At 70.2% G+C, this 22,399-nt stretch carries 23 protein-coding genes; 11 read left to right on the plus strand and 12 right to left on the minus strand.

Features of this window, described 5'->3' with window-relative positions; translation table 11 throughout:
* Positions 1–112 precede the first annotated feature (112 nt).
* Positions 113–229, minus strand: a complete 117-nt coding sequence (locus ACGFX9_RS00095; protein WP_107059069.1) for an SGM_5486 family transporter-associated protein — start codon at positions 227–229, stop codon at positions 113–115.
* Positions 230–298: 69 nt separating this feature from the next.
* Positions 299–1,603 carry a CynX/NimT family MFS transporter gene (locus ACGFX9_RS00100; RefSeq protein WP_393462920.1) on the minus strand — a complete coding sequence of 435 codons (1,305 nt, stop codon included), beginning with the start codon at positions 1,601–1,603 and terminating at the stop codon, positions 299–301.
* A gap of 103 nt (positions 1,604–1,706) precedes the next feature.
* Here ACGFX9_RS00100 and ACGFX9_RS00105 point away from each other — a divergent pair, with 103 nt between their 5' ends.
* Complete coding sequence (locus ACGFX9_RS00105) at positions 1,707–2,399, plus strand: FadR/GntR family transcriptional regulator (protein ID WP_393462921.1); 693 nt, start codon at positions 1,707–1,709, stop codon at positions 2,397–2,399.
* A 12-nt stretch (positions 2,400–2,411) separates the two neighbouring features.
* On the opposite strand, the gene ACGFX9_RS00110 is transcribed toward ACGFX9_RS00105, so the two are convergent.
* From ACGFX9_RS00110 to fabG, 3 genes are all read right to left on the minus strand, one after another.
* Complete coding sequence (locus tag ACGFX9_RS00110) at positions 2,412–2,747, minus strand: hypothetical protein (protein WP_393462922.1); 336 nt, start codon at positions 2,745–2,747, stop codon at positions 2,412–2,414.
* 137 nt (positions 2,748–2,884) lie between these two features.
* Positions 2,885–3,652, minus strand: a complete 768-nt coding sequence (gene fabI / locus ACGFX9_RS00115; RefSeq protein ID WP_393462923.1) for an enoyl-ACP reductase FabI — start codon at positions 3,650–3,652, stop codon at positions 2,885–2,887.
* A gap of 5 nt (positions 3,653–3,657) precedes the next feature.
* Positions 3,658–4,377 (minus strand): 3-oxoacyl-[acyl-carrier-protein] reductase, encoded by a 720-nt coding sequence (fabG, locus tag ACGFX9_RS00120; RefSeq protein WP_393462924.1) that lies wholly within the window; start codon positions 4,375–4,377, stop codon positions 3,658–3,660.
* A gap of 185 nt (positions 4,378–4,562) precedes the next feature.
* Between fabG and ACGFX9_RS00125 the strand changes: the two genes are divergently transcribed.
* From ACGFX9_RS00125 to tyrS, 3 genes are all read left to right on the plus strand, one after another.
* Entirely contained in the window at positions 4,563–6,086 is a 1,524-nt protein-coding gene (locus ACGFX9_RS00125) for a TldD/PmbA family protein (protein WP_393462925.1), read from the plus strand.
* Entirely contained in the window at positions 6,083–7,474 is a 1,392-nt protein-coding gene (locus ACGFX9_RS00130; RefSeq protein WP_393462926.1) for a metallopeptidase TldD-related protein, read from the plus strand. The genes ACGFX9_RS00125 and ACGFX9_RS00130 overlap by 4 nt, the downstream gene beginning before the upstream one ends.
* Positions 7,475–7,562: 88 nt before the next feature.
* On the plus strand, positions 7,563–8,831 hold the full coding sequence (gene tyrS, locus ACGFX9_RS00135) for a tyrosine--tRNA ligase (protein WP_393462927.1): 1,269 nt from the start codon (positions 7,563–7,565) through the stop codon (positions 8,829–8,831).
* A gap of 97 nt (positions 8,832–8,928) precedes the next feature.
* Here tyrS and ACGFX9_RS00140 read toward each other — a convergent pair whose 3' ends face one another.
* A complete protein-coding gene (locus ACGFX9_RS00140; protein ID WP_393462928.1) occupies positions 8,929–9,204 on the minus strand; it encodes a GlsB/YeaQ/YmgE family stress response membrane protein in 276 nt (91 codons plus the stop codon).
* A gap of 215 nt (positions 9,205–9,419) precedes the next feature.
* On the opposite strand from ACGFX9_RS00140, the gene ACGFX9_RS00145 reads away from it, so the two are divergent.
* Entirely contained in the window at positions 9,420–9,809 is a 390-nt protein-coding gene (locus tag ACGFX9_RS00145; protein ID WP_393462929.1) for a DUF3099 domain-containing protein, read from the plus strand.
* Positions 9,810–9,998: 189 nt separating this feature from the next.
* Positions 9,999–10,214 carry a hypothetical protein gene (locus ACGFX9_RS00150; protein ID WP_393462930.1) on the plus strand — a complete coding sequence of 72 codons (216 nt, stop codon included), beginning with the start codon at positions 9,999–10,001 and terminating at the stop codon, positions 10,212–10,214.
* Between the two features lie 6 nt (positions 10,215–10,220).
* Here ACGFX9_RS00150 and moaA read toward each other — a convergent pair whose 3' ends face one another.
* The 3 genes from moaA to ACGFX9_RS00165 form a co-directional block, all read right to left on the minus strand.
* Positions 10,221–11,228: a GTP 3',8-cyclase MoaA gene (moaA, locus tag ACGFX9_RS00155; protein ID WP_393462931.1), complete on the minus strand. Its 1,008-nt coding sequence runs from the start codon at positions 11,226–11,228 to the stop codon at positions 10,221–10,223.
* Positions 11,229–11,409: 181 nt separating this feature from the next.
* Positions 11,410–13,041, minus strand: a complete 1,632-nt coding sequence (locus ACGFX9_RS00160) for a cation acetate symporter (RefSeq protein WP_393462932.1) — start codon at positions 13,039–13,041, stop codon at positions 11,410–11,412.
* A complete protein-coding gene (locus tag ACGFX9_RS00165; protein WP_393462933.1) occupies positions 13,038–13,454 on the minus strand; it encodes a DUF485 domain-containing protein in 417 nt (138 codons plus the stop codon). The genes ACGFX9_RS00160 and ACGFX9_RS00165 overlap by 4 nt, the downstream gene beginning before the upstream one ends.
* Positions 13,455–13,733: 279 nt before the next feature.
* Here ACGFX9_RS00165 and ACGFX9_RS00170 point away from each other — a divergent pair, with 279 nt between their 5' ends.
* The 5 genes from ACGFX9_RS00170 to ACGFX9_RS00190 all read left to right on the plus strand — a co-directional run bounded on the left by ACGFX9_RS00170 (position 13,734) and on the right by ACGFX9_RS00190 (position 20,025).
* Entirely contained in the window at positions 13,734–15,269 is a 1,536-nt protein-coding gene (locus ACGFX9_RS00170; RefSeq protein WP_393462934.1) for a S8 family serine peptidase, read from the plus strand.
* A 14-nt stretch (positions 15,270–15,283) separates the two neighbouring features.
* The gene (locus ACGFX9_RS00175) at positions 15,284–16,858 is read left to right on the plus strand and encodes a S8 family serine peptidase (RefSeq protein ID WP_393462935.1); all 1,575 of its coding nucleotides are present in this window, start codon (positions 15,284–15,286) and stop codon (positions 16,856–16,858) included.
* A gap of 69 nt (positions 16,859–16,927) precedes the next feature.
* On the plus strand, positions 16,928–17,485 hold the full coding sequence (locus ACGFX9_RS00180; RefSeq protein WP_393462936.1) for a hypothetical protein: 558 nt from the start codon (positions 16,928–16,930) through the stop codon (positions 17,483–17,485).
* Entirely contained in the window at positions 17,485–18,864 is a 1,380-nt protein-coding gene (locus ACGFX9_RS00185; RefSeq protein ID WP_393462937.1) for a CoA transferase, read from the plus strand. The genes ACGFX9_RS00180 and ACGFX9_RS00185 overlap by 1 nt, the downstream gene beginning before the upstream one ends.
* Positions 18,865–19,023: 159 nt before the next feature.
* On the plus strand, positions 19,024–20,025 hold the full coding sequence (locus ACGFX9_RS00190) for a CopD family protein (protein WP_393465469.1): 1,002 nt from the start codon (positions 19,024–19,026) through the stop codon (positions 20,023–20,025).
* Here ACGFX9_RS00190 and ACGFX9_RS00195 read toward each other — a convergent pair.
* The 3 genes from ACGFX9_RS00195 to ACGFX9_RS00205 all read right to left on the minus strand — a co-directional run bounded on the left by ACGFX9_RS00195 (position 19,994) and on the right by ACGFX9_RS00205 (position 22,394).
* Entirely contained in the window at positions 19,994–20,695 is a 702-nt protein-coding gene (locus ACGFX9_RS00195) for a lysoplasmalogenase (protein WP_393462938.1), read from the minus strand. The genes ACGFX9_RS00190 and ACGFX9_RS00195 overlap by 32 nt on opposite strands.
* Positions 20,692–21,576, minus strand: a complete 885-nt coding sequence (locus ACGFX9_RS00200) for a sterol desaturase family protein (protein ID WP_393462939.1) — start codon at positions 21,574–21,576, stop codon at positions 20,692–20,694. The genes ACGFX9_RS00195 and ACGFX9_RS00200 overlap by 4 nt, the downstream gene beginning before the upstream one ends.
* Before the next feature lie 107 nt (positions 21,577–21,683).
* Positions 21,684–22,394 carry a VIT family protein gene (locus ACGFX9_RS00205; RefSeq protein WP_393462940.1) on the minus strand — a complete coding sequence of 237 codons (711 nt, stop codon included), beginning with the start codon at positions 22,392–22,394 and terminating at the stop codon, positions 21,684–21,686.
* Positions 22,395–22,399: the final 5 nt, after the last annotated feature.

The raw sequence follows: 22,399 nt of genomic DNA on the forward strand, positions 1-22,399 counted from the left end.
GGTACGGATCCGGCGACCCTCAGCACATCCGGTGATCCACCCACTTACCCCTGACACTGGCCCCCTAGGGGATGGTGGTGCTAACCCCACCATCCGCCCCGCCGGGGTCAGTTCACGGCGAGGCGATGGAGGCGATGATGCCGATGATCACGGTGATGGCCAGCATCGCGCCGAGCACGATGAGCAGCTTCTTCTGGCCGTTCTGGGGGTTCGGGTCAAGCACTGGCATGGGGAGAGTCTCGCACCCTTTGTCCGCGGGGTCATCGCCGGGGTCAGGCCGCCGCATCGACCGCCGGGGTCAGGCCGCCGCAGCGACCTCGTCCTCGACCGTGCGGTTGCGGCCCGCCAGGATGCCCACCACGATCTGCGGCACCATCAGGCCCGCCATGAGCGCGATCGGCAGCCCCCAGCCGCCGCTGTGCTGGTAGAGCACGCCCACCAGGAGCGGCCCCGGGATCGAGATCAGGTAGCCCGTGCTCTGCGCGAAGGCGGAGAGCTTGGCGACGCCCACGCTGCTCTTGGCCCGCATGCCGACCATCGTCAGGGCCAGCGGGAAGGCGCAGTTCGAGATGCCGAGCAGCAGGGCCCACACCCAGGCGCCGCCCTCGGGGGCGAGATAGAGGCCCGCGTATCCGGCGAGACCGCACGCGCCGAGCACGACCACCACGGGGCCCTGGTTCGGCAGCCGCGTGGCGACCCGCGGGATGACGAAGGCCAGCGGCACGCCCATCGCCATGGTGACGGCGAGGAGCACGCCGGCCTCCCCCGCGGGAACCCCGGCGTCACGGAAGATCTGCGGCATCCAGCCCATCGTGATGTACGCGGCGGTGGCCTGGAGCCCGAAGAAGCAGGCGAGCGCCCACGCCGTACGGCTACGGGTGATGCGAAGCCCGGCGTCTTCCTGCCGCACCGCGGAGCTGATGTGCTCCGGGGCGGCGGAGGCGGCGCCGCGGTCACGCACGAGCGGCACCCAGGGCACGACGGCGACGACGGCGAGCGCCGCCCACACGGCGAGCCCGGTCCGCCAACTGCCGCCCAGCGCATCGGTCATGGGCACCGTGACGGCGGCCGCCATCGACGTGCCGAGGGCCAGCGCCATCGAGTAGAGCCCGGTCATCGAGCCGACCCGGTCGGGGAACCAGCGCTTGACGATCACCGGCATCAGGACGTTGCTGACCGCGATGCCCATGAGGGCGAGCGCGCTCGCGGCGAGGAAGCCGACGGTGCCGCCCAGGAAGGGGCGCATCACCAGGCCCGCGGCGATCGCGACCATGCCCGCGCAGACCACCGCGCTGGGGCCGAACCTGCGGGCGAGCCGCGGTGCCATCACTCCGAAGACCGCGAAACAGAGCGGCGGGACCGAGGTGAGCAGTCCGGCGAGCGTGCCGCTCATGCCGAGCCCGTCACGCACCTCTTCGAGGAGGGAGCCGAGGCTGGTGATGGCCGGGCGGAGGTTGAGGGCGGCGAGGACGATGCCGACGATGACGAGACGCGTCGCCCACGCGCGCGTGGGGGGCTGTTTCTCCGCTGCCCCGTTCGCCGCGTCGGCACGTATCGCTGTCGTCGGAGTGGGTGTCATCGTCCTGGTTTCCTCACTGGCCATGGAGCCATCATAGAATCATGGGATGATTGGCTGTCCAATCAGAATCCGTCACACCGCTAGTCACCCGTCACGCCGTCTCTCATCTCGCGCACGAAGGAACGTCATGCCGCTGACCACCCCTCGCCGCTCAGCGCTCTCCGAGCAGGTCATCTCCGAGCTGCGCAACCAGATCTCGTCGGGAGAGTGGCCGGTCGGCTCCCGCATCCCGACCGAGCCCGAGCTGGTCGAGCAGCTGGGCGTGGCCCGCAACACCGTCCGGGAGGCGGTCCGTGCCCTCGCGCACAACGGCCTGCTCGACATCCGCCAGGGCTCGGGCACCTATGTGGTCGCGACGAGCGAGCTGGCCGGCGTGATGCAGCGCAGGTTCGCCGACGCGGACCCGCGGCACATCGCGGAGCTGCGCAGCACGCTGGAGTCGAGCGCGGCGAAGCTGGCCGCGCAGCGGCGCACGGAGCGCGACCTCAAGCAGCTCGACGCCCTCCTGGAGCGCCGTGAGGAGGCCTGGGCATCGGGCGACGCGGAGGCTTTCGTGGCGGCCGACGCGACCTTCCACCTGGCGGTCGTGGCCGCGTCCCACAACGACGTGATGACGGCGATGTACGCGGACCTCGGCGAGGTCATGCGGGACTGGCTGCGTGAGGACGTGGGCGAGAAGCTGACCCCCGAGAGCCACATGGACCATGCCCGGCTCGTCGACGCGATCCGCGAGAACGACGCGGAGGCCGCGGCCAAGGAAGCCGCGGGCTACCCCTTCATGTGCCGCCCGGAACTGTTCGAGGACGACGCGCGGCCGTGACCCGGCAGCCCGTTACCTCTCGTGGCTGATCCAGACCGCCCGGATCTCCTTCCAGCACCGCCCGGAGAGTCGCACGGTCTGCGCGGGACCGGCCTCTACGGAGAGCCCGTCGCTGTCGATGTCCCACCACTGCTCGCACTCCAGGTGCAGCCGGACCCGGTCGGTCTCGGGGTACGGGTTGTGGCAGTAGGCGACCGCGTCCGAGCCCTGGACGCTGGTGCGGCACTCCGAGCCGAACGGCCGGGGTTCGGCGTCCTCCACGCGCGCGTGGGGCGGCTTCGCCTCTTCGACGGCATGCGACGCGGCGCCGTACGGCAGGGCGATCAGCAGGGTGAGAGCGGCGAGCACCGCAGGAGGTGACGGGCGCACACCTCAGGGTGCGCGCTCCTGACCCGCCCCCGCCTGGCCGGTGGGCCGAACGGGTGACGCCCCGTCCCCCCGCGCGAAGCGGGGAACGGGGCGTCAACAACGTACGGAATGCCTGGTCAGGCGCCCATCATGTGCACGCCGCCGTCGACGTGGATGATCTCGCCCGTGGTCTTCGGGAAGAAGTCCGAGAGCAGCGCGACGATGCCGCGGCCCGCGGGCTCCGGGTCGGCCATGTTCCACGCCAGCGGGGAACGGGTGTTCCACACGTCGGCCAGCTCCGAGAAGCCCGGGATGGACTTGGCGGCCATCGAGCCGATCGGTCCGGCCGAGATGAGGTTGCAGCGGATGTTGTCCTTGCCGAGGTCACGCCCGAGGTAGCGCGAGGTGGCCTCTAGGGCGGCCTTGGCCGGGCCCATCCAGTCGTACTGCGGCCAGGCGAACTGCGCGTCGAAGGTGAGGCCGACGATCGAGGCGCCGTCGCTCATCAGCGGGCGGCAGGCCATGGCAAGCGACTTCAGGGAGAACGCCGAGACGTGCATGGCCGTGGCGACCGACTCGAAGGGCGTGTTCAGGAAGTTGCCGCCGAGCGCGTCCTGCGGGGCGAAGCCGATGGAGTGGACGACGCCGTCCAGGCCGCCGAGCTCCTCACGGACGAGGCCTTCGAGACGGTCCAGGTGCTCCTGGTTGGTCACGTCGAGTTCGATGACCTTGGCCGGCTTGGGGAGCTTCTTGGCGATGCGCTCGGTGAGCGTCGGGCGCGGGAAGGCGGTGAGGATGACCTCGGCGCCCTGCTCCTGCGCGACCTTGGCCGCGTGGAAGGCGATCGAGGACTCCATCAGGACGCCCGTGATCAGGATCTTCTTGCCGTCGAGAATTCCGCTCATGGTGATCAGTGACCCATGCCCAATCCGCCGTCAACCGGGATGACGGCTCCAGTGATGTACGAAGCGTCGTCCGAGGCGAGGAACTTCACCGCGGCGGCGATCTCCTCGGGCTGCGCGTAACGGCCGAGCGGCACCTGGGCCATGATGTTCGACCGCTGCTCGTCCGTCAGCGCCTTGGTCATGTCGGTGTCGACAAAACCGGGCGCGACGACGTTGAAGGTGAGGTTGCGCGACCCGAGCTCACGGGCGAGCGAGCGCGCGAAGCCGACCAGGCCGGCCTTGGAGGCGGCGTAGTTCGCCTGTCCCGGGCCGCCCATCAGACCGACGACCGAGGAGATCAGCACGACGCGGCCCTTCTTGGCCCGCAGCATGGCTCGGTTGGCGCGCTTGACGACACGGAAAGTGCCGGTGAGGTTGGTGTCGAGGACGGACGTGAAGTCCTCCTCGGACATCCGCATGAGGAGCTGGTCCTTGGTGATCCCGGCGTTGGCGACCAGAACCTCGACCGGACCGTGCTTCTCCTCGATCTCCTTGTAGGCCTGCTCCACCTGCTCCGCGTCAGTGATGTCGCACTTGACGGGGAGGACGCCGAGCTCCGTGAGGACCTGAGGCGGCTCACCCGAGCGGTAGGTGATCGCGACCTTGTCGCCTGCGTCGGCGAAGACGCGGGCGATGGCGAGGCCGATGCCCCGGTTTCCTCCGGTGACGAGAACCGAGCGGCTCAACGGATCACCCTTTCGATAGCGGTCTGGTACCTCGAAAACCTATCGGTACGGTGCTCCATACGGAGAATCGACGACCGACAGTGGCTTACCGGACTCACTGTCGGGTCCCTACAGAAATCTCTGGCCGCCGGGCCCTCGCGCGCGACATGATCTGACCGACCGGTGCCGACAGCAGGGAGACATCCGTGCCTCATTCCATCGATGAAGCCTTCACGGCGCTGCCGCTCAGGGCTCTCGCCGACGCCGCGCTGGCCCGCGCGCGTGCCCTGGGCGCCGACCACGCGGACTTCCGCTTCGAGCGGGTGCGCAGCGCGTCCTGGCGGCTGCGGGACGCCAAACCGTCCGGCACATCGGACACCACGGACCTCGGCTACGCGGTCCGCGTCGTGCACGGCGGCACCTGGGGGTTCGCCTCAGGGGTCGACCTGACGATGGACGCGGCGGCGAAGGTCGCGTCCCAGGCCGTGGCGATGGCGAAGCTTTCGGCCAAGGTCATCAAGGCCGCGGGCTCCGACGAGCGGGTGGAGCTCGCCCACGAACCGGTGCACGCGGAGAAGACCTGGGTCTCGGCGTACGAGATCGACCCCTTCTCCGTGCCGGAGGAGGAGAAGAGCGGGCTGCTCGCCGAGTGGAGTTCACGGCTCCTCGCCGCCGAGGGCGTCTCGCACGTCGACGCCTCGCTGCTTACCGTGCACGAGAACAAGTTCTACGCGGACACGGCGGGGACGGTGACCACGCAGCAGCGGGTCCGGCTGCACCCGCAGCTCACCGCGGTCGCGGTCGACGCGACGAGCGGTGAGTTCGACTCGATGCGGACCATCGCGCCGCCGGCCGGGCGCGGCTGGGAGTACCTCACCGGGACCGGCTGGGACTGGGACGCCGAGCTGGAGCGCATCCCCGAGCATCTCGCCGAGAAGATGCGGGCGCCGAGCGTGGAGGCGGGCACGTACGACCTGGTCGTCGATCCGTCCAACCTCTGGCTGACCATCCACGAGTCGATCGGCCACGCCACCGAGCTGGACCGCGCGCTCGGCTATGAAGCCGCGTACGCGGGAACGTCGTTCGCCACCTTCGACCAGCTCGGCAAGCTCGCGTACGGCTCGTCGGCCATGAACGTGACGGGCGACAGGACGGCCGAGCACGGTCTGGCGACCATCGGGTACGACGACGAAGGCGTGGCCGCCCAGTCCTGGGACCTGGTGAAGGACGGCACCCTGGTCGGCTACCAGCTGGACCGCCGCATCGCGAAGCTCACCGGCTTCGAGCGCTCCAACGGCTGCGCCTACGCGGACTCCCCCGGGCATGTGCCGGTGCAGCGCATGGCGAACGTGTCGCTCAAGCCGGATCCGGGCGGGCTCGCCACGGAGGATCTGATCGCGGGCGTGGACCGGGGCATCTATGTCGTCGGTGACCGCTCCTGGTCGATCGACATGCAGAGGTACAACTTTCAATTCACCGGGCAGCGCTTCTACCGCATCGAGAACGGCCGCATCACCGGTCAGCTCCGCGATGTCGCGTACCAGGCGACGACCACCGATTTCTGGGGTTCGATGGCCGCGGTCGGTGGCCCTCAGACGTACGTACTCGGTGGCGCCTTCAACTGCGGCAAGGCCCAGCCGGGCCAGGTCGCGGCGGTCTCGCACGGCTGCCCGTCAGCGCTGTTCCGAGGCGTGAACATCCTCAACACCACGCAGGAGGCGGGTCGATGAGCCGTAGCAGCAAGCCTTACGAGATCGTCGAGCGCGCCCTCGAACTGTCCACCGCCGACGGCTGCGTCGTCATCGCGGACGAGCACTCGACCGCGAACCTGCGCTGGGCGGGCAACGCCCTGACCACCAACGGCGTCACCCGCGGCCGCACCCTCACCGTCATCGCCACCGTCGACGGCAAGGAGGGCACCGCCTCCGGAGTCGTCTCGCGCTCGGCCGTGACCGCCGCCGACCTTGAGCCACTCGTCCGCGCCGCAGAGCACGCCGCCCGCGGGGCGGGGCCCGCCGAGGACGCGCAGCCGCTGGTCGGCGGGGCCAAGGAGAGCGCGGACTTCAGGGACGCGCCCGCCGAGACGTCCTCCGCGGTCTTCGCGGACTTCGCCCCCGCGCTCGGCGAGGCGTTCGCCGCCGCCCGCGCGGGCGGGCGGGAGCTGTACGGCTTCGCGAACCACGAACTCGTATCGAGCTATCTCGGTACGTCGACGGGGCTGCGCCTGCGGCACGACCAGCCCAACGGAACCCTTGAGGTCAACGCCAAGTCCCCGGACCGCACGAAGTCGGCGTGGGCGGGGCGGTCCACGCGGGACTTCAAGGACGTGGACCCCGGGGCCCTTGACGCGGAGCTGGCGCAGCGCCTGGGATGGGCCCGGCGGCGGATCGAACTGCCGGCCGGACGCTACGAGACGCTGCTGCCGCCGACCGCCGTCGCCGACCTGCTCATCTACCAGCTGTGGTCGGCGTCGGCCCGGGACGCGGCCGAGGGCCGCACGGTGTTCTCCAAGCCGGGCGGCGGCACCCGCGTCGGTGACCGGCTCGCCGAACTGCCCCTGACGCTGCGCAGCGACCCGCACGAGCCGGGCCTGGAGTCCGCCCCGTTCGTGCTCGCGCACGCCTCGGGCGGCGACTCGTCCGTCTTCGACAACGGCCTCCCGCTGACCGCCACCGACTGGGTACGCGAGGGCGAGCTGGCCCATCTGACCAGCACCCGGCACAGCGCGGGCCTGACCGGCCTGCCGGTGGCCCCGGCCATCGACAACCTCATCCTCGACGGCGGCACCGACCGCTCCCTGGAGGAGATGGTCGCGAGCACGGAACGGGGGCTGCTCCTTACCTGCCTCTGGTACATCCGCGAGGTCGATCCGGCGACCCTGCTGCTCACCGGGCTCACCCGGGACGGTGTCTATCTCGTCGAGAACGGCGAGGTCGTGGGCGAGGTGAACAACTTCCGTTTCAACGAGTCGCCGGTCGGCCTGCTCGCGCGGGCCGCCGAGGCCGGGCGGACGGAAAAGACGCTGCCCCGGGAGTGGGGCGACTGGTTCACCAGGGCGGCGATGCCCGCCCTGCGCATCCCCGACTTCAACATGAGTTCGGTCAGCCAAGGCGTGTGACGCCCATAGACTGGCCGGTGCCAGCCGGGACCGGAGCCGGTACCGGCCAGAAACCTTTCCCAGAATCCCTTCAAGGAGACACAAGACCGTGACGGACATCGTCGACGAGCTGAAGTGGCGGGGCCTTTTCTCCCTGTCCACTGACGAAGAGGCACTGCGCAAGGCGCTCGCGGACGGTCCCGTCACGTTCTATTGCGGCTTCGACCCGACCGCGGCCAGCCTGCACGTCGGACACCTGGTGCAGGTCCTCACGGTCCGCCGCCTCCAGCAGGCCGGGCACCGTCCGCTCGCCCTCGTGGGCGGCGCCACGGGCCAGATCGGCGACCCGAGGCCGACCGCCGAGCGCACCCTGAACGACCCGGAGACGGTCGCGAACTGGGTGTCCCGGCTGCGCTCGCAGATCGAGCCGTTCCTGTCCTTCGAGGGCGAGAACGCCGCGATGATGGTCAACAACCTGGACTGGACCGCGGGCATGTCCGCGATCGAGTTCCTGCGGGACATCGGCAAGCACTTCCGCGTGAACAAGATGCTGACCAAGGACTCGGTCGCCCGGCGCCTGGAGTCCCAGGAGGGCATCTCCTACACGGAGTTCAGCTACCAGCTGCTCCAGGGCATGGACTTCCTGGAGCTCTACCGCCGCCACGGGTGCACGCTGCAGACCGGCGGCAGTGACCAGTGGGGCAACCTCACGGCGGGCATCGACCTGATCCACCGCCTGGAGCCGGACGCCGCGGTGCACGCCGTCGGCACCCCGCTGATGGTCAAGGCGGACGGCACCAAGTTCGGCAAGTCCGAGAGCGGCGCCGTCTGGCTCGACCCGGAGATGACCACCCCGTACGCGTTCTACCAGTTCTGGCTGAACGTGGACGACCGGGACGTCTCGACGTACATGCGCATCCTCAGCTTCAAGTCCCGCGAGGAGCTCGAGGAGATCGAGAAGCTCACCGAGGAGCGCCCGCAGGCCCGTGCGGCCCAGCGCGCGCTCGCCGAGGAGCTGACGACCCTGGTGCACGGCGCCGGCCAGTGCGCCGCGGTCATCGCCGCGTCCAAGGCGCTCTTCGGCCAGGGCGAACTCGGCGACCTCGACGAGGCGACGCTGAGCGCGGCCCTCTCCGAGCTGCCGCACGTCCAGGTCACCGAGCTCGGCCCGGTCGTCGACCTCCTGGCGGAGGTCGGCCTGGTGGCGAGCAAGTCCGCGGCCCGCAGGACGGTCAAGGAGGGCGGTGCCTACGTGAACAACGCGAAGGTGGCGTCCGAGGACGCCGTTCCGTCCCGCGACGAGCTGCTGCACGGGCGCTGGCTGGTGCTGCGCCGGGGCAAGAAGAACCTTGCGGCGGTCGAGGTCACCGCGGGCTGACCCGCTGTTCCCGCCACGCACGAGAGGGGCCGGTCCCTGTGGACCGGCCCCTCTCGCGTGCCGCGAATCCGCAGGTCAAGTGGGTTCCGCGGCGTGTTCAGGTCGTTCGCCGATTACCCTTGATCATCTTGTACGCCATGTCTCCGACGCCCACGACGACGAGAGCCGCCACCAGCTGCAGGGCGTGCCGGCCCCAGTCGATACCCCTGGTGTCATCGATGCCGAACGCCGAGGCGAGCGAATTGCCGATGATCGCGCCGATGATGCCGAAGATCGTGGTCAGCCAGAGCGGGCTGTGCTGCTTGCCGGGCAGGATCGCCTTCGCGATCAGACCCAGCACGAAACCCACGACGATGGCCCACAACCAGCTCATAGCTGCCTCCTCATCCGGCTCAACGTGAGCATTACGGCAAGTGTCGACCGGTCCTCCATACGGCGCATGTCGGGCACGCCCATACGTGGCATGACGCAGGAAGTACGCCGAGAAGGGGCCTGCCCCGGTCTCGTAGGCTGCGCAGCCCCGGCGTAACGTTGAGGAGGTCCGGGCCGGGGAGCGTCCGGCGTCTTGTGAGCAGGCGGTGGAATGTGATGCGGAAGCAGAGCGGCGCCCAGGTCTTCCGGATCACAGGGGCCAGGCAGGGTCTTGAGGAGGACGTTCGCGGCAGGCAGCGGCGGTACGTGATCTCGATGTCGGTCCGAACGCTTTCGGTCATCGCCGCGGCGGTGTTGTGGAACGTCGAGCGGCACGTCGCCTTCGTCGCACTGGTGCTCGGCATCCTCCTGCCGTACGTCTCCGTCGTGATCGCCAACGCGGGCCGGGAGAACACCCCTTCGCTGCCGTCGACCTTCATACCGGCGCCGTCCCGGCCGATCCTCGCGCCACCGGTGGCGCGGAGCGAGTCCGCGGAACCCGTCCCGGAAGCCGGCATGGGCCCCGCGCCCGGCGAGCCCAGTGCCCCTTCCGGCCATCCCGGCTGACCGTCGACGTTGCGCCAAGCTCAAGAAAAGCTCAGATCAATCATGTAGTTCCGGTGCCGGGCACCGGGTCCCCCGTGACATACTTCGTACGCGCTCCGCATCCCCCGTCGGAGCGACAGACCGACGCCGGGCAGCTCCCCCCGTGGCTGCTCGGCGTCGCCTTGTTTTGAACGCACTTGGACGTTATTCGTGAGCGACGAGACACCGATCTGTTCCGCCAAGGGCTGCCGCGCCGACGCCGTGTGGGTGCTCGCGTGGAACAACCCGAAGATCCACACTCCGGAGCGGCGCAAGACGTGGCTCGCCTGTGCGGAACACCGCGAGCACCTCTCCCAATTCCTCGGCGTACGCGGCATGTTGAAGGACGTCGTGGCGCTCGCCGAGTGGGAAACCCCGGAGAGCTAGCGGGAGTCAGCCGCCGATCGCCGACATCGGGCGCTCCGGCTGCAGGAACGCCGGGTCGTCGAGGCCCGAGCCCGCCTTCTTGCCCCACATCGCGAGCTTCCATATGCGCGCGATCGACTCGTCGGAGCCCTCGGAGCTGCCTTCGTCGTTCGCCCGCAGGGCCGCCCTCAGGTCGGTCTCCTCGGTGGCGAACAGACAGGTGCGGACCTGGCCGTCCGCCGTCAGGCGGGTGCGGTCGCAGGCCGAGCAGAACGGGCGGGTGACGGAGGCGATGACGCCGACGCGGTGCGGTCCGCCGTCCACGGTCCAGCGCTCGGCCGGCGCGGAGCCGCGCTCGCCGGAGCCTTCTTCGGTGAGCTCGAAACGCGTACGCAGCGAGGTCAGGATGTCACCGGCGGTGATCATTCCGTCGCGCTTCCAGCCGTGCTGGGCGTCCAGCGGCATCTGCTCGATGAACCGCAGTTCGTAGTCGTTCTCGACGGCCCAGGCGAGGAGGTCCGGGGCCTCGTCGTCGTTCAGGCCCGGCATCAGGACCGTGTTGACCTTGACCGGGGTCAGGCCCGCGTCACGGGCCGCTTCGAGGCCCTCCAGGACGTCCTTGTGGCGGTCGCGGCGGGTGAGGGTCTTGAAGACGTCAGGGCGCAGCGTGTCCAGGGAGACGTTCACCCGGTCGAGGCCCGCGGCCTTGAGGGCGGCGGCGGTGCGCTTGAGGCCGATGCCGTTCGTCGTCAGGGACATCCTGGGGCGCGGCTCCAGCTGGGCGCAGCGCTCGACGATGCCGACGAGGCCGGGGCGCAGGAGCGGCTCGCCGCCGGTGAAGCGGACCTCGGTGATGCCGAGCTGGGTCACGGCGATCCGGATGAGACGCACGATCTCGTCGTCGCTGAGGAGCTCGGACTTGGACAGCCATTGCAGGCCCTCTTCGGGCATGCAGTACGTGCACCGCAGATTGCACTTGTCGGTCAGCGAAACCCGCAGATCGGTGGCCACTCGGCCGTAGGTGTCGATGAGCACGTGGGCCCCCTCCCTGATCCTGTTCAGCCAATTCGGTTCAGATACTGACGAGCCTACGTGACAGGACTGACATCGAGACGGGCCCGATCCCACGAGGAGCGGCACGGCCGCGTCGTAGAGATCTACCAGACGATCTACGACGCGGCCGCTGACGTGCGTGTTCAGTGGTGGACGGAGGGGCTCAGTGAGCGCCGGTACCGGTCAGGGACCGTACCTCCAGCTCCGCGTACTTGCCCTTGTCCGGCTCCTCCTTGGACAGCATCGTGCCGAGCCAGCCGAGCAGGAAGCCGACCGGGATCGAGATGAGGCCCGGGTTTTCCAGCGGGAACCAGTGGAAGTCCATGCCCTTGAACATCGACGTCTTCGGGTTGCCCGAGACGACCGGCGAGAACAGCACCAGGAAGACCGCGGTGAAGAGGCCGCCGTAGATCGACCACAGCGCGCCCTGCGTGGTGAACCGCTTCCAGAAGAGGCTGTAGAGGATCGTCGGCAGGTTGGCGGAGGCCGCGACGGCGAAGGCGAGCGCGACCAGGCCGGCCACGTTCAGGTCGCGGGCGAGCGCGCCGAGCGCGATGGAGACGATGCCGATGAAGACCGTCGCCCAGCGGGCCGCCTTCATCTCCTGCTTCTCGGTGGCCTGGCCCTTCTTGATGACGTTGGCGTAGATGTCGTGCGCGAACGACGAGGACGAGGCGAGGGTCAGGCCGGCGACGACCGCGAGGATCGTGGCGAAGGCGACCGCCGAGATCGTGGCGAGCAGGATCGCGCCCCACGAGGAGTCGACGCCGCCCAGATGGAGTGCGAGCAGTGGTGCCGCCGTGTTGCCCGCGGGGTTGGAGGCGATGATCTCGGCCGGCTTGATGAGCGCGGCTGCGCCGAAGCCGAGCGCGATCGTCATCAGGTAGAAGGCGCCGATGATGCCGATCGCCCAGTTCACGGACTTACGCGCCGCCTTCGCGGTCGGCACCGTGTAGAAGCGGATCAGGATGTGCGGCAGGCCCGCGGTGCCGAGGACCAGGGCGATGCCGAGCGAGATGAAGTCCAGCTTCGAGGTGGACGTGGCGCCGTACTTCAGCCCGGGCTCGAGGAACTTGGTGCCCTGGCCACTGTTGGAGGCGGCCGTGCCGAGCAGGTCGGAGACGTTGAAGTCGAACTTCAGGAGGACCAGGAAGGTCAGGAGCAGCGTGCCCGCGATGAGCAGGACGGCCTTCACCATCTGGACCCAGGTGGTCCCCTTCATGCCGCCGATGGTGACGTACACGATCATCAGTACGCCGACGAGGGCGACGATCCCGACCTTGCCCGCGTCGGACGTGATGCCGAGAAGGAGCGATACGAGAACACCCGCGCCCGCCATCTGCGCGAGCAGGTAGAAGATCGACACGACGATGGTGGACGTGCCCGCGGCCGTGCGCACCGGACGCTGGCGCATCCGGTAGGCGAGGACGTCGCCCATCGTGTAGCGCCCTGAGTTGCGCAGCGGCTCGGCGACCAGCAGGAGCGCCACGAGCCAGGCGACCAGGAAGCCGATCGAGTAGAGGAAGCCGTCGTACCCGAAGAGCGCGATGGCGCCCGCGATGCCGAGGAAGGACGCGGCCGACATGTAGTCGCCGGAGACCGCGAGGCCGTTCTGGAAGGCGGTGAACTGGCGGCCGCCCGCGTAGAAGTCGGCGGCGCTCTTGGTCTGGCGGCCTGCCCAGACGGTGATGATCAGGGTCGCCACCACGAAGACGGCGAACAGGGAGATGATCAGCGGCCGGTGCTCGCTCGCCTCACCCGCGGCCAGGACGGTGGTGTTCAGCGCGGGGCTCATGCGCCGCCCTCCAGACGGGACTTGATCGCATCGGCCTTGGGGTCGAGCTGGGTGGCCGCGTGGCGGGAGTACCACCAGGCGATGAGGAACGTGGTCAGGAACTGCGCGAGGCCGAGGACCAGGGCGACGTTGATGTTGCCGAACAGCTGGGTGCCCATGAAGTCGCCCGCGTAGTTCGAGAGCAGTACGTAGGCCAGGTACCAGACGATGAAGGCGACGGTCAGCGGGAAGGCGAAGGAGCGGTGCGCCTTGCGGAGTTCACCGAACTCGGGACTCGCTTGCTCCTGGAGGAATTCTTCCGTGGTCGGCGCGTAGGGAGCGGGGGTTTCTCCGTCCTTGGACGGTGGGGATGCATCGGGGGCCACGGAGTCTCCTCGTGGTGCGGGTGCGGTGGGGACGGACAGCTGATCCATTGGCTCTCATCGATCCGGCAGTGACGCGGATCACGCAAGCCACGGATGGCGATGCTAAGGCCACGGGACGTGATCCGACAGGGGGGTTGATGTTGCTTCTGTTACCTGTTCAACGTCACGACGGCACGCCCGGCGCCGGGCGACGCGCGGGTTTCTTCCGGAATCCATTGCTGGCCTGGGAGTTCGGGGGATAGCTTCACCCTGCACTACCCGTCATGTACCTGCCCGATCACTAGTTGTGTTCGGGCAGTTCACGTATCCGGATGATGTGGAGATCCCATGGCTCATCTGCGCTCCAGACGCCGCATCGCGCTCACGGTGCCGCTCGGCATCGCGCTCGCGGCCTCTGTCGGCTTCGCGCCGGGCATCGCGTCGGCCGTACCCGCCGACGCCCCCGCCACCGCGTCGGCCACCGCCGACGCCCCGAAGCTGGCGTACGTCGTCAACACCCGCACGGACTCCAAGACGATCGCGTACGTCAAGAAGGCGATCGCCAAGGCGGACGGATCCGTTGTCGTCGCGTACCCGAAGATCGGCGTCATCGTCGCGCACTCGGCCAACCCCGACTTCGGCAAGCAGATACGCAAGGTCAAGGGCGTCCAGTCCGCGGGCGCGACCCGCACCTCGCCCCTGACGGCCGCCGGCACGACGGAGGAGGGCGCCCCGTCCTTCCTGTCGAAGAGCGAGGCCAAGTCCCTTGGCCAGAAGGCGGACACGGGCGCCGAGCCGCTCGAGGCCGACCAGTGGGATCTGCGCGCGATAGGCGCCGACAAGGCAGCGAAGATCAACCCGGGCAGCTCCAAGGTCACCGTCGGAGTCATCGACACCGGAGTCGACGACACCCACCCCGACCTCGCGCCCAACTTCTCGGCGTCGCAGTCGGCGAGCTGTGTCGGCGGCAAGGCGGACACCTCGCCCGGCGCCTGGCGCCCGGCCCAGAAGGAGCACTACCACGGCACGCACGTGGCGGGCGAGATAGCCGCCGCCCGCAATGGTGTGGGCGTCGCGGGTGTCGCGCCCGGCGTGAAGGTCGCCGGCATCAAGGTGGCCGACCCGGTCAGCGAACTGTTCTACCCGGAGAGCGTCGTCTGCGCCTTCGTGTTCGCGGCCGACAAGGGCATCGAGATCACGAACAACAGCTACTACGTGGACCCCTGGCTCTACAACTGCATGGACGACCCGGACCAGCGGGCCATCGTCGACGCGGTCAACCGGGCCCAGCTGTACGCCCAGAAGAAGGGCACCCTGAACCTGGCGTCGGCGGGCAACTCCAACCACGACCTCGCCTCGGACGCGATCCTGGACGACTCAAGCCCCGACGACTCGACGCCGGTGCCGCGCACCATCGACCCGTCCGAGTGCTTCGACGTCCCGACGCAGCTCCCGGGTGTCGTCACGGTCAGCGCGACGGGCGTGCAGGACCTCAAGTCGTACTACTCGACGTACGGCAAGGGCGTCATCGACATCGCGGCCCCCGGCGGCGACAAGTACCAGATCCCGGCAGACACGCCCTCGAAGAACGGCCGCATCCTCTCCACGATGCCGGGCAACGAGTACGGCTGGCTGCAGGGCACCTCGATGGCCTCGCCGCACGCGGCGGGCGTCGCCGCGCTCCTGAAGTCCACGCACCCCAAGGCGAGCCCCGCCGAGCTGCAGCGGCTCCTCAAGGCGCAGGCGGACAACCCGGGTTGCCCGACGGCGCCGTACGACCCGGACGGTGACGGCAAGGTCGACGCGGTCTGCGAAGGCGGCAAGAACAAGAACGGCTTCTACGGCAACGGCATCGTCGACGCGCTCGACGCCGTGAAGAAGTGAAGGGCGCCACCAACATGACCGCACCTTTCACGCGCTCGCGGCGCGTGCTCGCACTCCCGCTCGGCATGGCGGTGGCCTCGGCCGTCGCCTTCCTGCCGGGCACGGCGTCGGCACAGCCCGACGCCGCGGCTCAGCCGGGCTCCCCGGTGTCCCCCGTCGTGTCCGCCCTCGCGGACGGCACGTCGATGAGCTACGTGGTCAACGTCCGCTCCGGGCAAGCCGGTTCGCCTTCCGCCAAGACATCGGCGTACGTCAAGAGGGCCATCGCCGAGGCGGGCGGCACCGTCGTCATCGCGTACGACAGGATCGGCGTGATCGTCGTCCACGCGTCGGACGCGGACTTCGCCGAGAAGATCCGCGCGGTCCGCGGGGTGGCGTCCGCCGGTGCCACCCGCACCGCGCCGCTGTCCGCGCAGTCCGACGACGCGGTGGAGGCCGACCGGCCGCTGACCGCCGCCGAGGCGAAGCAGGCGGCCGGGCAGGCGGCCGCGGGCCAGGACGAGCTGGAGCCGCTCCAGTGGGACCTGCCGGCCATCAAGGCGGACAAGGCCCACGAGGTGTCGCTCGGCAGCTCCAAGGTCACCGTGGGCGTCCTGGACTCGGGCGTGGACGACACGCACCCGGACATCGCGCCGAACTTCGACGCGAAGGCGTCCGCGAGCTGCCTGGGCGGTGTGCCCGTGCAGAAGGACAACGCGTGGCGTCCGGTGAGCGGGGAGAGCGACCACGGCATGCACGTGGCGGGCACGATCGCCGCCGCGAAGAACGGCACCGGCGTCACCGGCGTCGCTCCGGGCGTGAAGGTGGCGAGCCTGAAGGTGGCCGAGCCCGCGACCGGCATGTACTACACGGAGGCCGTGGTCTGCGGCTTCATGTGGGCGGCCGATCACGGCGTCGACGTCACCAACTCCAGCTACTACACCGACCCGTGGCTGTTCAACTGCACGACGGACGACGACCAGAAGGCCCTCGTCGACGCCGTCGGGCGCGCCACGCGGTACGCGGAGCGCAAGGGCGCGGTGAACGTCGCGGCGGCCGGTAACGCCGAGACGGACCTCTCGCAGGACGAGATCGTCGACGACTCGAGCCCTGACGACACCACTCCGGTGCCGCGGACGATCAAGACGAAGGACTGTCTCGACCTGCCGTCGCAGCTTCCGGGTGTCGTGACCGTCTCGGCCACGGGCGCGAAGGGCATCAAGTCCTCGTACTCGAACTACGGCAAGGGCGTCATCGACATCGCGGCGCCGGGCGGCGACTCGACGAAGTTCCAGAAGCCGGACGCACCGGCCACGGACGGCCGCATCCTGTCGACGCTGCCGGGCGGGAAGTTCGGCTACAAGGCGGGTACGTCGATGGCGTCACCGCACGCCGCGGGCGTCGCCGCTCTCGTGAAGTCGGCCCATCCGCACGCGTCGTCGGCGATGGTGAAGGCGCTGCTCTACGGAGAGGCCGACGCCATGAAGTGCACCGACCCGTACGACATCGACGGTGACGGCAAGGTCGACGCGGTCTGCGAGGGCGGCAAGAACAAGAACGGCTTCTACGGAGTGGGCATGATCGACGCCCTGGACGCCGTACGGAAGTAGCGGGTTCGCGAGGCGAGCCGGGCCGGGCGGTTGTGGACCGCCCGGCCCTTCGCGAGAGGATCTCGTCCCATGTATGAGTATCGGAACCCCGCACTCGGCTCCGTCGACACCGACAGCTGGGTGCCACGGCCCGTCCGGCCCACCTGGCGGCTGACGCTCCAGTTCGTCGCCACGGTGATCGTGCTGCCAGTGTGGTGGGTGCTGTGGCTCGCGTTCGCGGCCGTCCTCATCCTGTTCGCGATGATCACGGAGATCTTCACGTACATCATTCCCGGCTACGAGCGCGGCTTCGAGAAGGTCATGGACGCGACGCTCGGCCGCATGGAGCTGTGGCCGCTGTGGGCCGTGACCTGGCCCGAGCTGCGGCACGAAGGGGACGCCGACTTCTACCGCGCGCGGGTCGACAAGCACCTCGACAAGTGGACGAAGAAGCTGTCGGCACCGAAGGACCCCAAGGTCCCGGAGCTGCCCACGGAGTGTGTGGTTCCGCTGCGGTTCTACCGCGGTGTCGGCGGCGCCTACGTGGTGCGGGCCGCGACCCCGCTGGGCTGGGACCTCCAGCCGTCCGAACCGGAGAAGGAGATCAAGCTGGGATGGGCATCAGCCGCCCCTCGGAGTAGCGGCTGATGCCCGGCACGCGAGCGGCCTGGGCCGCGCTCGGCGGCGATCCCGCTCTCCTCTCCCGTGTCTCGTACGTCGTACGGGACGGCGTGCTGCCCGCGCGGCTTCCCGTGCGGGAGCTGGCCCGTGGCTGCGTGGGGGCCTGCGCGCTGGCCGCCGCGGAGCTGACCGCGGCGCGTACCGGGCAGGCCGTGCCGGGGGTTCGGGTCGACGACGGGGCCGTGGCCGCCGCGTTCACCAGTGAGCGGCACCTTCTTGTGGACGGGCGCGCGCCCGTCACCTTCGCGCCCCTGTCCCGCTTCTGGCGCACCGCGGACGGCTGGGTGCGGACGCACGCCAACTATCCGCACCACCGGGCGGCGCTGCTGGCCGCCCTTGGGCTCCCGGACGACTCCGTGGACGCGACGGCCGGGCTGCTCGCGGAGCGGTCCTCCCTGGACGTCGAAGACGCCGTGTACGCCGCCGGGGGCCTCGCCGTGGCGCTGCGTACGCCCCAGGAGTGGGCCGCACACCCGCAGGGGGTCGCGGGGGCCGGGCAGCCGCTGCTGAGCCGCGAGAGGATAGGTGAGGGGCCCGCACGAGCCCTCCCCGCGCTCGCCGGCCACCCCGCGCTGCCCGCCGCCGGTCTCCGCGTCCTCGATCTCACCCGGGTCATCGCGGGCCCCGTGGCGACGCGCACGCTCGCGCTGCTCGGCGCGGACGTCCTGCGCGTCGACCCGCCCCGGCCGCCCGAACTCCCGGACCAGCACGCCGACACCGGCTTCGGGAAGCGGTCGGCGACGCTCGACCTGGCGGAGCGGGCGGACCGGCGCACGTTCGAGGAGCTGCTCGCGCGGGCCGACGTCGTCGTCACCGGCTACCGGCCCGGCGCCCTCGACCGGTTCGGGCTCGCCCCACAGGCGCTGGCCGAGCGCAGGCCCGGGGTCGTGGTGGCGCAGCTTTCGGCGTGGGGCGGGCAGGGGCCGTGGGCCGGGCGGCGCGGATTCGACAGCCTGGTGCAGGTCGCCACGGGGATCGCGGCGGCCGAGGGCACGCCGGAGCAGCCGGGAGCACTGCCCGCACAGGCGCTCGACCACGGCACGGGCTACCTCCTTGCGGCGGCGGTCCTGCGCTCGCTCACGGAGCAGGTGGCGGGCGAGGGCGGGGCACGCCTCGTACGGCTCGCTCTGGAGCGGACGGCGGGGTGGCTGCTGGGGGGCTTTGACGGTTCGGGTGGCCCGGGTGGCGCCGGTGTTCCGTACGATCCCGGTCCCTGGCTGGCCGAGACGGAGAGCCCGCTGGGCCGGCTGCGGTACGCGCTGCCTCCGGTGAGTTTCGCAGGCGGGCCGGACAACTGGGCGCGTCCCCCGGGGCGTTGGGGCGGCGATATGCCCGGATGGGCCTGAGAGGCACCCTCCGGGCGGAATGGGATTCCGCCAGTTGTTTGCCAGGACTTGCCCGTTAAGGGCGCACCTGGTGAAGATCTTGTGGTGAGTTCCATACAGCCGTCCGCCGACCCCGGCGGCGAGCCGACGCCGGACGCGGTCGCACCCGTGCCCGTGCCCATGCCCGTTGCCTCGCGTCGCGCACCGCGCCGTCCCTCGACGGCCCGTGCCGTCGTCGTGCTGGTCCTGGTGGCCGTCGCCGCCGCCGTCCCGCTGCTCGGCCCTTCGGTGGCCCTTGACGGCACCGGGGAGGCCGAGGCGCCGGGCACGGCCGGCATCACGTTCCTGCGGACGGTCATGTTCGCCGCGCTCTGCGTGCAGTTGGGCGAGGTGTACGCGACGCGCCTGGCCCGCCGGGTGCCGGGGGCGCCGCTGGACCGTGCGCCGCGGAGCTGGTCCACGTACGCGGCGGTGGCGGGGATCGTCGCCGCGCTCGGCCTTGCCTCGGTCGTGGCCACCGGCAATCTGGTGCCGCAGCGGCTCTCCGACATGGATATCGGCGGTCTCTACGCGTCGCGGGACGGCAGGCTGGCGCTCCTGGAGGTCAACGCCTTCATCGTGGCGCTCCTTTGCGCCCGCTCGCGCCGCCCCTCCGGTGCCGCGCTGCCGCTGGCGGCGGTCATCGTGGCGGAGGCGCTGCGGGCGCACCCTCCGGTGGAGGACACCCCGCTCATCGGCACCGGACTGACGCTGGTGCATCTGACCTGCGGGGTGCTGTGGGCGGGCGGCCTGCTGCAGGTGCTTCGGATGCTGCGGCTGTGGCGGACGTTCGCTCCGGAGGCGGGCGCCGCGGTACTGGGGCTGTACGCGCGCGTGGCGGCGGTTCTCTTCGCCGCGATCACGGTGACGGGGGTGTGCAGCACGCTGCGCCGGATGCCGCCGGGCACGGTGCTCGGCCAGCTGACGGACACGGCCTACGGGCGCACTCTGCTGGCCAAGGTGCTCCTTGTGGTGGCCGTCGCCGTCCTCGCCCTGCTCGCGCGCCGCCGGTTGCGGAGGGCCGCCGATCCGGTCGCGGCGGCCGCCGCGTACTCCCCCGCGCGCGGCGAGGTCATCGTGCTCGGCGCCGTCGTGGCGGTGTCGGCGCTGCTCACGGCGTTGCCGCTGCCGATCCGGTGGTGACTCGCGTGGGCTGCTGGGGCCGCCGGGACCGCGCCGCCAGTACGCCCTTGACCAGCAGGAACTGTGCGGCGATGTAGGTGAGCATGATCCAGAAGTCGGGGCGCGGTGCCTGCGGCCACTCGGCGACGCCGGTCGCGATGAGGGTGTCCGACAGGAGGAACAGCGCGCCACCTGCCGCCGCGACGAGGCCGAGGCGCGTCGCGGCGAACGCCATCGCGGTGAGCAGCAGGCTGTAGCCCGCCACCGGGCCCCGCATGTCCACGGGGAGGTCCGGCCAGAGCAGGGCGACCGTGACGACGAGAGCAGTGGCGTACGCGGCCACCAGCCATGCGCCACGCGCGCGTGGCGTGCCGTGGCGCTTGAAGAGGGCGAGGTAGCAGACGTGGCCCGCGGCGAAGGAGCCCATTCCGGCGAGGAACGCGGGGTCGGCGTCGAAGAGGAGCAGGGTGTCTCCTCCCCAGCCGAAGAGGAGAGCCGCGGTCAGTGGGCGCGGGCCTTTGACCGTGAGGACGTACGCCGCCAGGAGTGGCATGTGGAGGGGCTTGAAGACGGTGTGGGCTGCGTCTGAGCCCGCCAGCAGTGCGGCCAGGTCCGCGACCGCGACGAGGCCGAACGCTGCGAGGAGCAGCTTTGCCTTGGGGGACGCCTCTGGTTCGGGGCCCGGAGTCACGCCGCGCTCTCCGTCACCGGCTCCGGCACCGGCTCGGGCGCCGACTGTGGCTGCGGCTGCCACCCCGGCCCCCGGAACAGCCTGCCGCCCCGCTCGCGCCAACTGGTCGCCTTCCTGAGGTCCTTGGCTATCGCCGCGTACTCGTGCGTGGCCACCCGCAGCGGATTGTGCGTGGTGATGTTCTTGGTGAGGCCGTAGACCGGACGGTCCGTCTCCGCGACCCAGGAGCCGAACATCCGGTCCCAGACGATCAGGATGCCGCCGAAGTTGCGGTCCAGGTAGCCGCCCTGCGACGCGTGGTGGACGCGGTGGTGCGAGGGCGTGTTGAAGACGTACTCGAAGGCACGCGGGAGCTTGTCGATGCGCTCGGTGTGGATCCAGAACTGGTAGACGAGGTTCGCCGACGAGCAGAAGGCGAGCGCCGCCGGATGCACGCCGAGCGCGATCAGCGGAACGTAGAACGGCCAGACCGTCAGGCTCGTCCACGGCTGGCGCAGCGCCGTCGTGAGGTTGAACTTGCGGCTGGAGTGGTGCACGACGTGGCAGGCCCACAGGATGCGGATGACGTGGTGTCCGCGGTGCGACCAGTAGTAGAAGAAGTCCTGCGCGAGCAGCATCAGCGGGATCGTCCACCACAGGACGGGGATGTGCAGCGGCGTCAGGGCGTAGACCGCCGTGTAGATCGCGACGATGGGGATTTTCCACAGGAAGTCGAAGACGAGGCTGCCGAGCCCCATGGTGATCGAGGTGGCGGCGTCCTTCGTCTCGTACCCGGCGTCGTCCTCGTCGGGATGGATCCGGTGGCTCACGATCTCCACGATGGTGAGCAGCACGAAGGCGGGGATGGACCACAGCACGACATCGGGCAGGTTCGGCGGCATGCGTGCACCGTAAAGGCCCCCGGCGGGCCGCCGCTAGACGTAGTTACCGACAAGTATTACCAGGGGTAAGGAAGCAGTTGTTGGCGGTCTCCGCCAAAAGCGGACGCTCAGACACCGACCGCCCCGAGCAGCGCCCCCGCCCCGTACGTGACCGCCATCGCGAGCGCTCCTCCCCCCATGTTGCGCAGCACGGCGGGCCGCGCCGCCGCCGAGCCGAGCCGTGCGCTGCTCCACCCCGTGAGGGCGAGCGCGCCGAGGACCGAGACGACGGTGACCCAAAGACGCCAGTCGGCGGGCGGCAGGATGATCGCCAGGAGCGGCAGGAGTGCGCCCACGGTGAAGGCCACGAAGCTGGCCCAGGCGGCGTGCCAGGGGTTGGTGAGCTGATCCGGGTCGATGCCGAGCTCCACGCGCGCGTGGGCCCGCAGCGCGTCCCGCTCGGTGAGCTGCTCGGCCGCCTCCCGCGCCACCTCGCTGCTCAGTCCGCGCTGCTCCAACAGGTCCGTCAGTTCGGCGAGTTCGGCCTCGGGCTGCTCCCGCAGCTCGCGCCGCTCCATGGCGAGCGCGGCCTTCTCGGAGTCACGCTGCGTGGAGACGGAGACGTACTCGCCGGCGGCCATCGACATCGATCCGGCAAGCAGTCCGGCGAGACCGGCGGTGAGCAGCGTGCCGCGGTCGCCCGTGGCGCCCGCCACGCCGACGACAAGACCCGCCGTGGAGACGATGCCGTCGTTGGCCCCGAGCACGGCGGCCCGCAGCCAGTTGAGCCGCGAGGCGAGCGCGCCGCCGTGCGCTTCGTCGTGCGTCGCTTCAGTCACACAGG

The organism is Streptomyces sp. NPDC048436, assembly GCF_043200355.1.
In the GTDB taxonomy this organism is placed as follows: Bacteria; Actinomycetota; Actinomycetes; order Streptomycetales; family Streptomycetaceae; genus Streptomyces.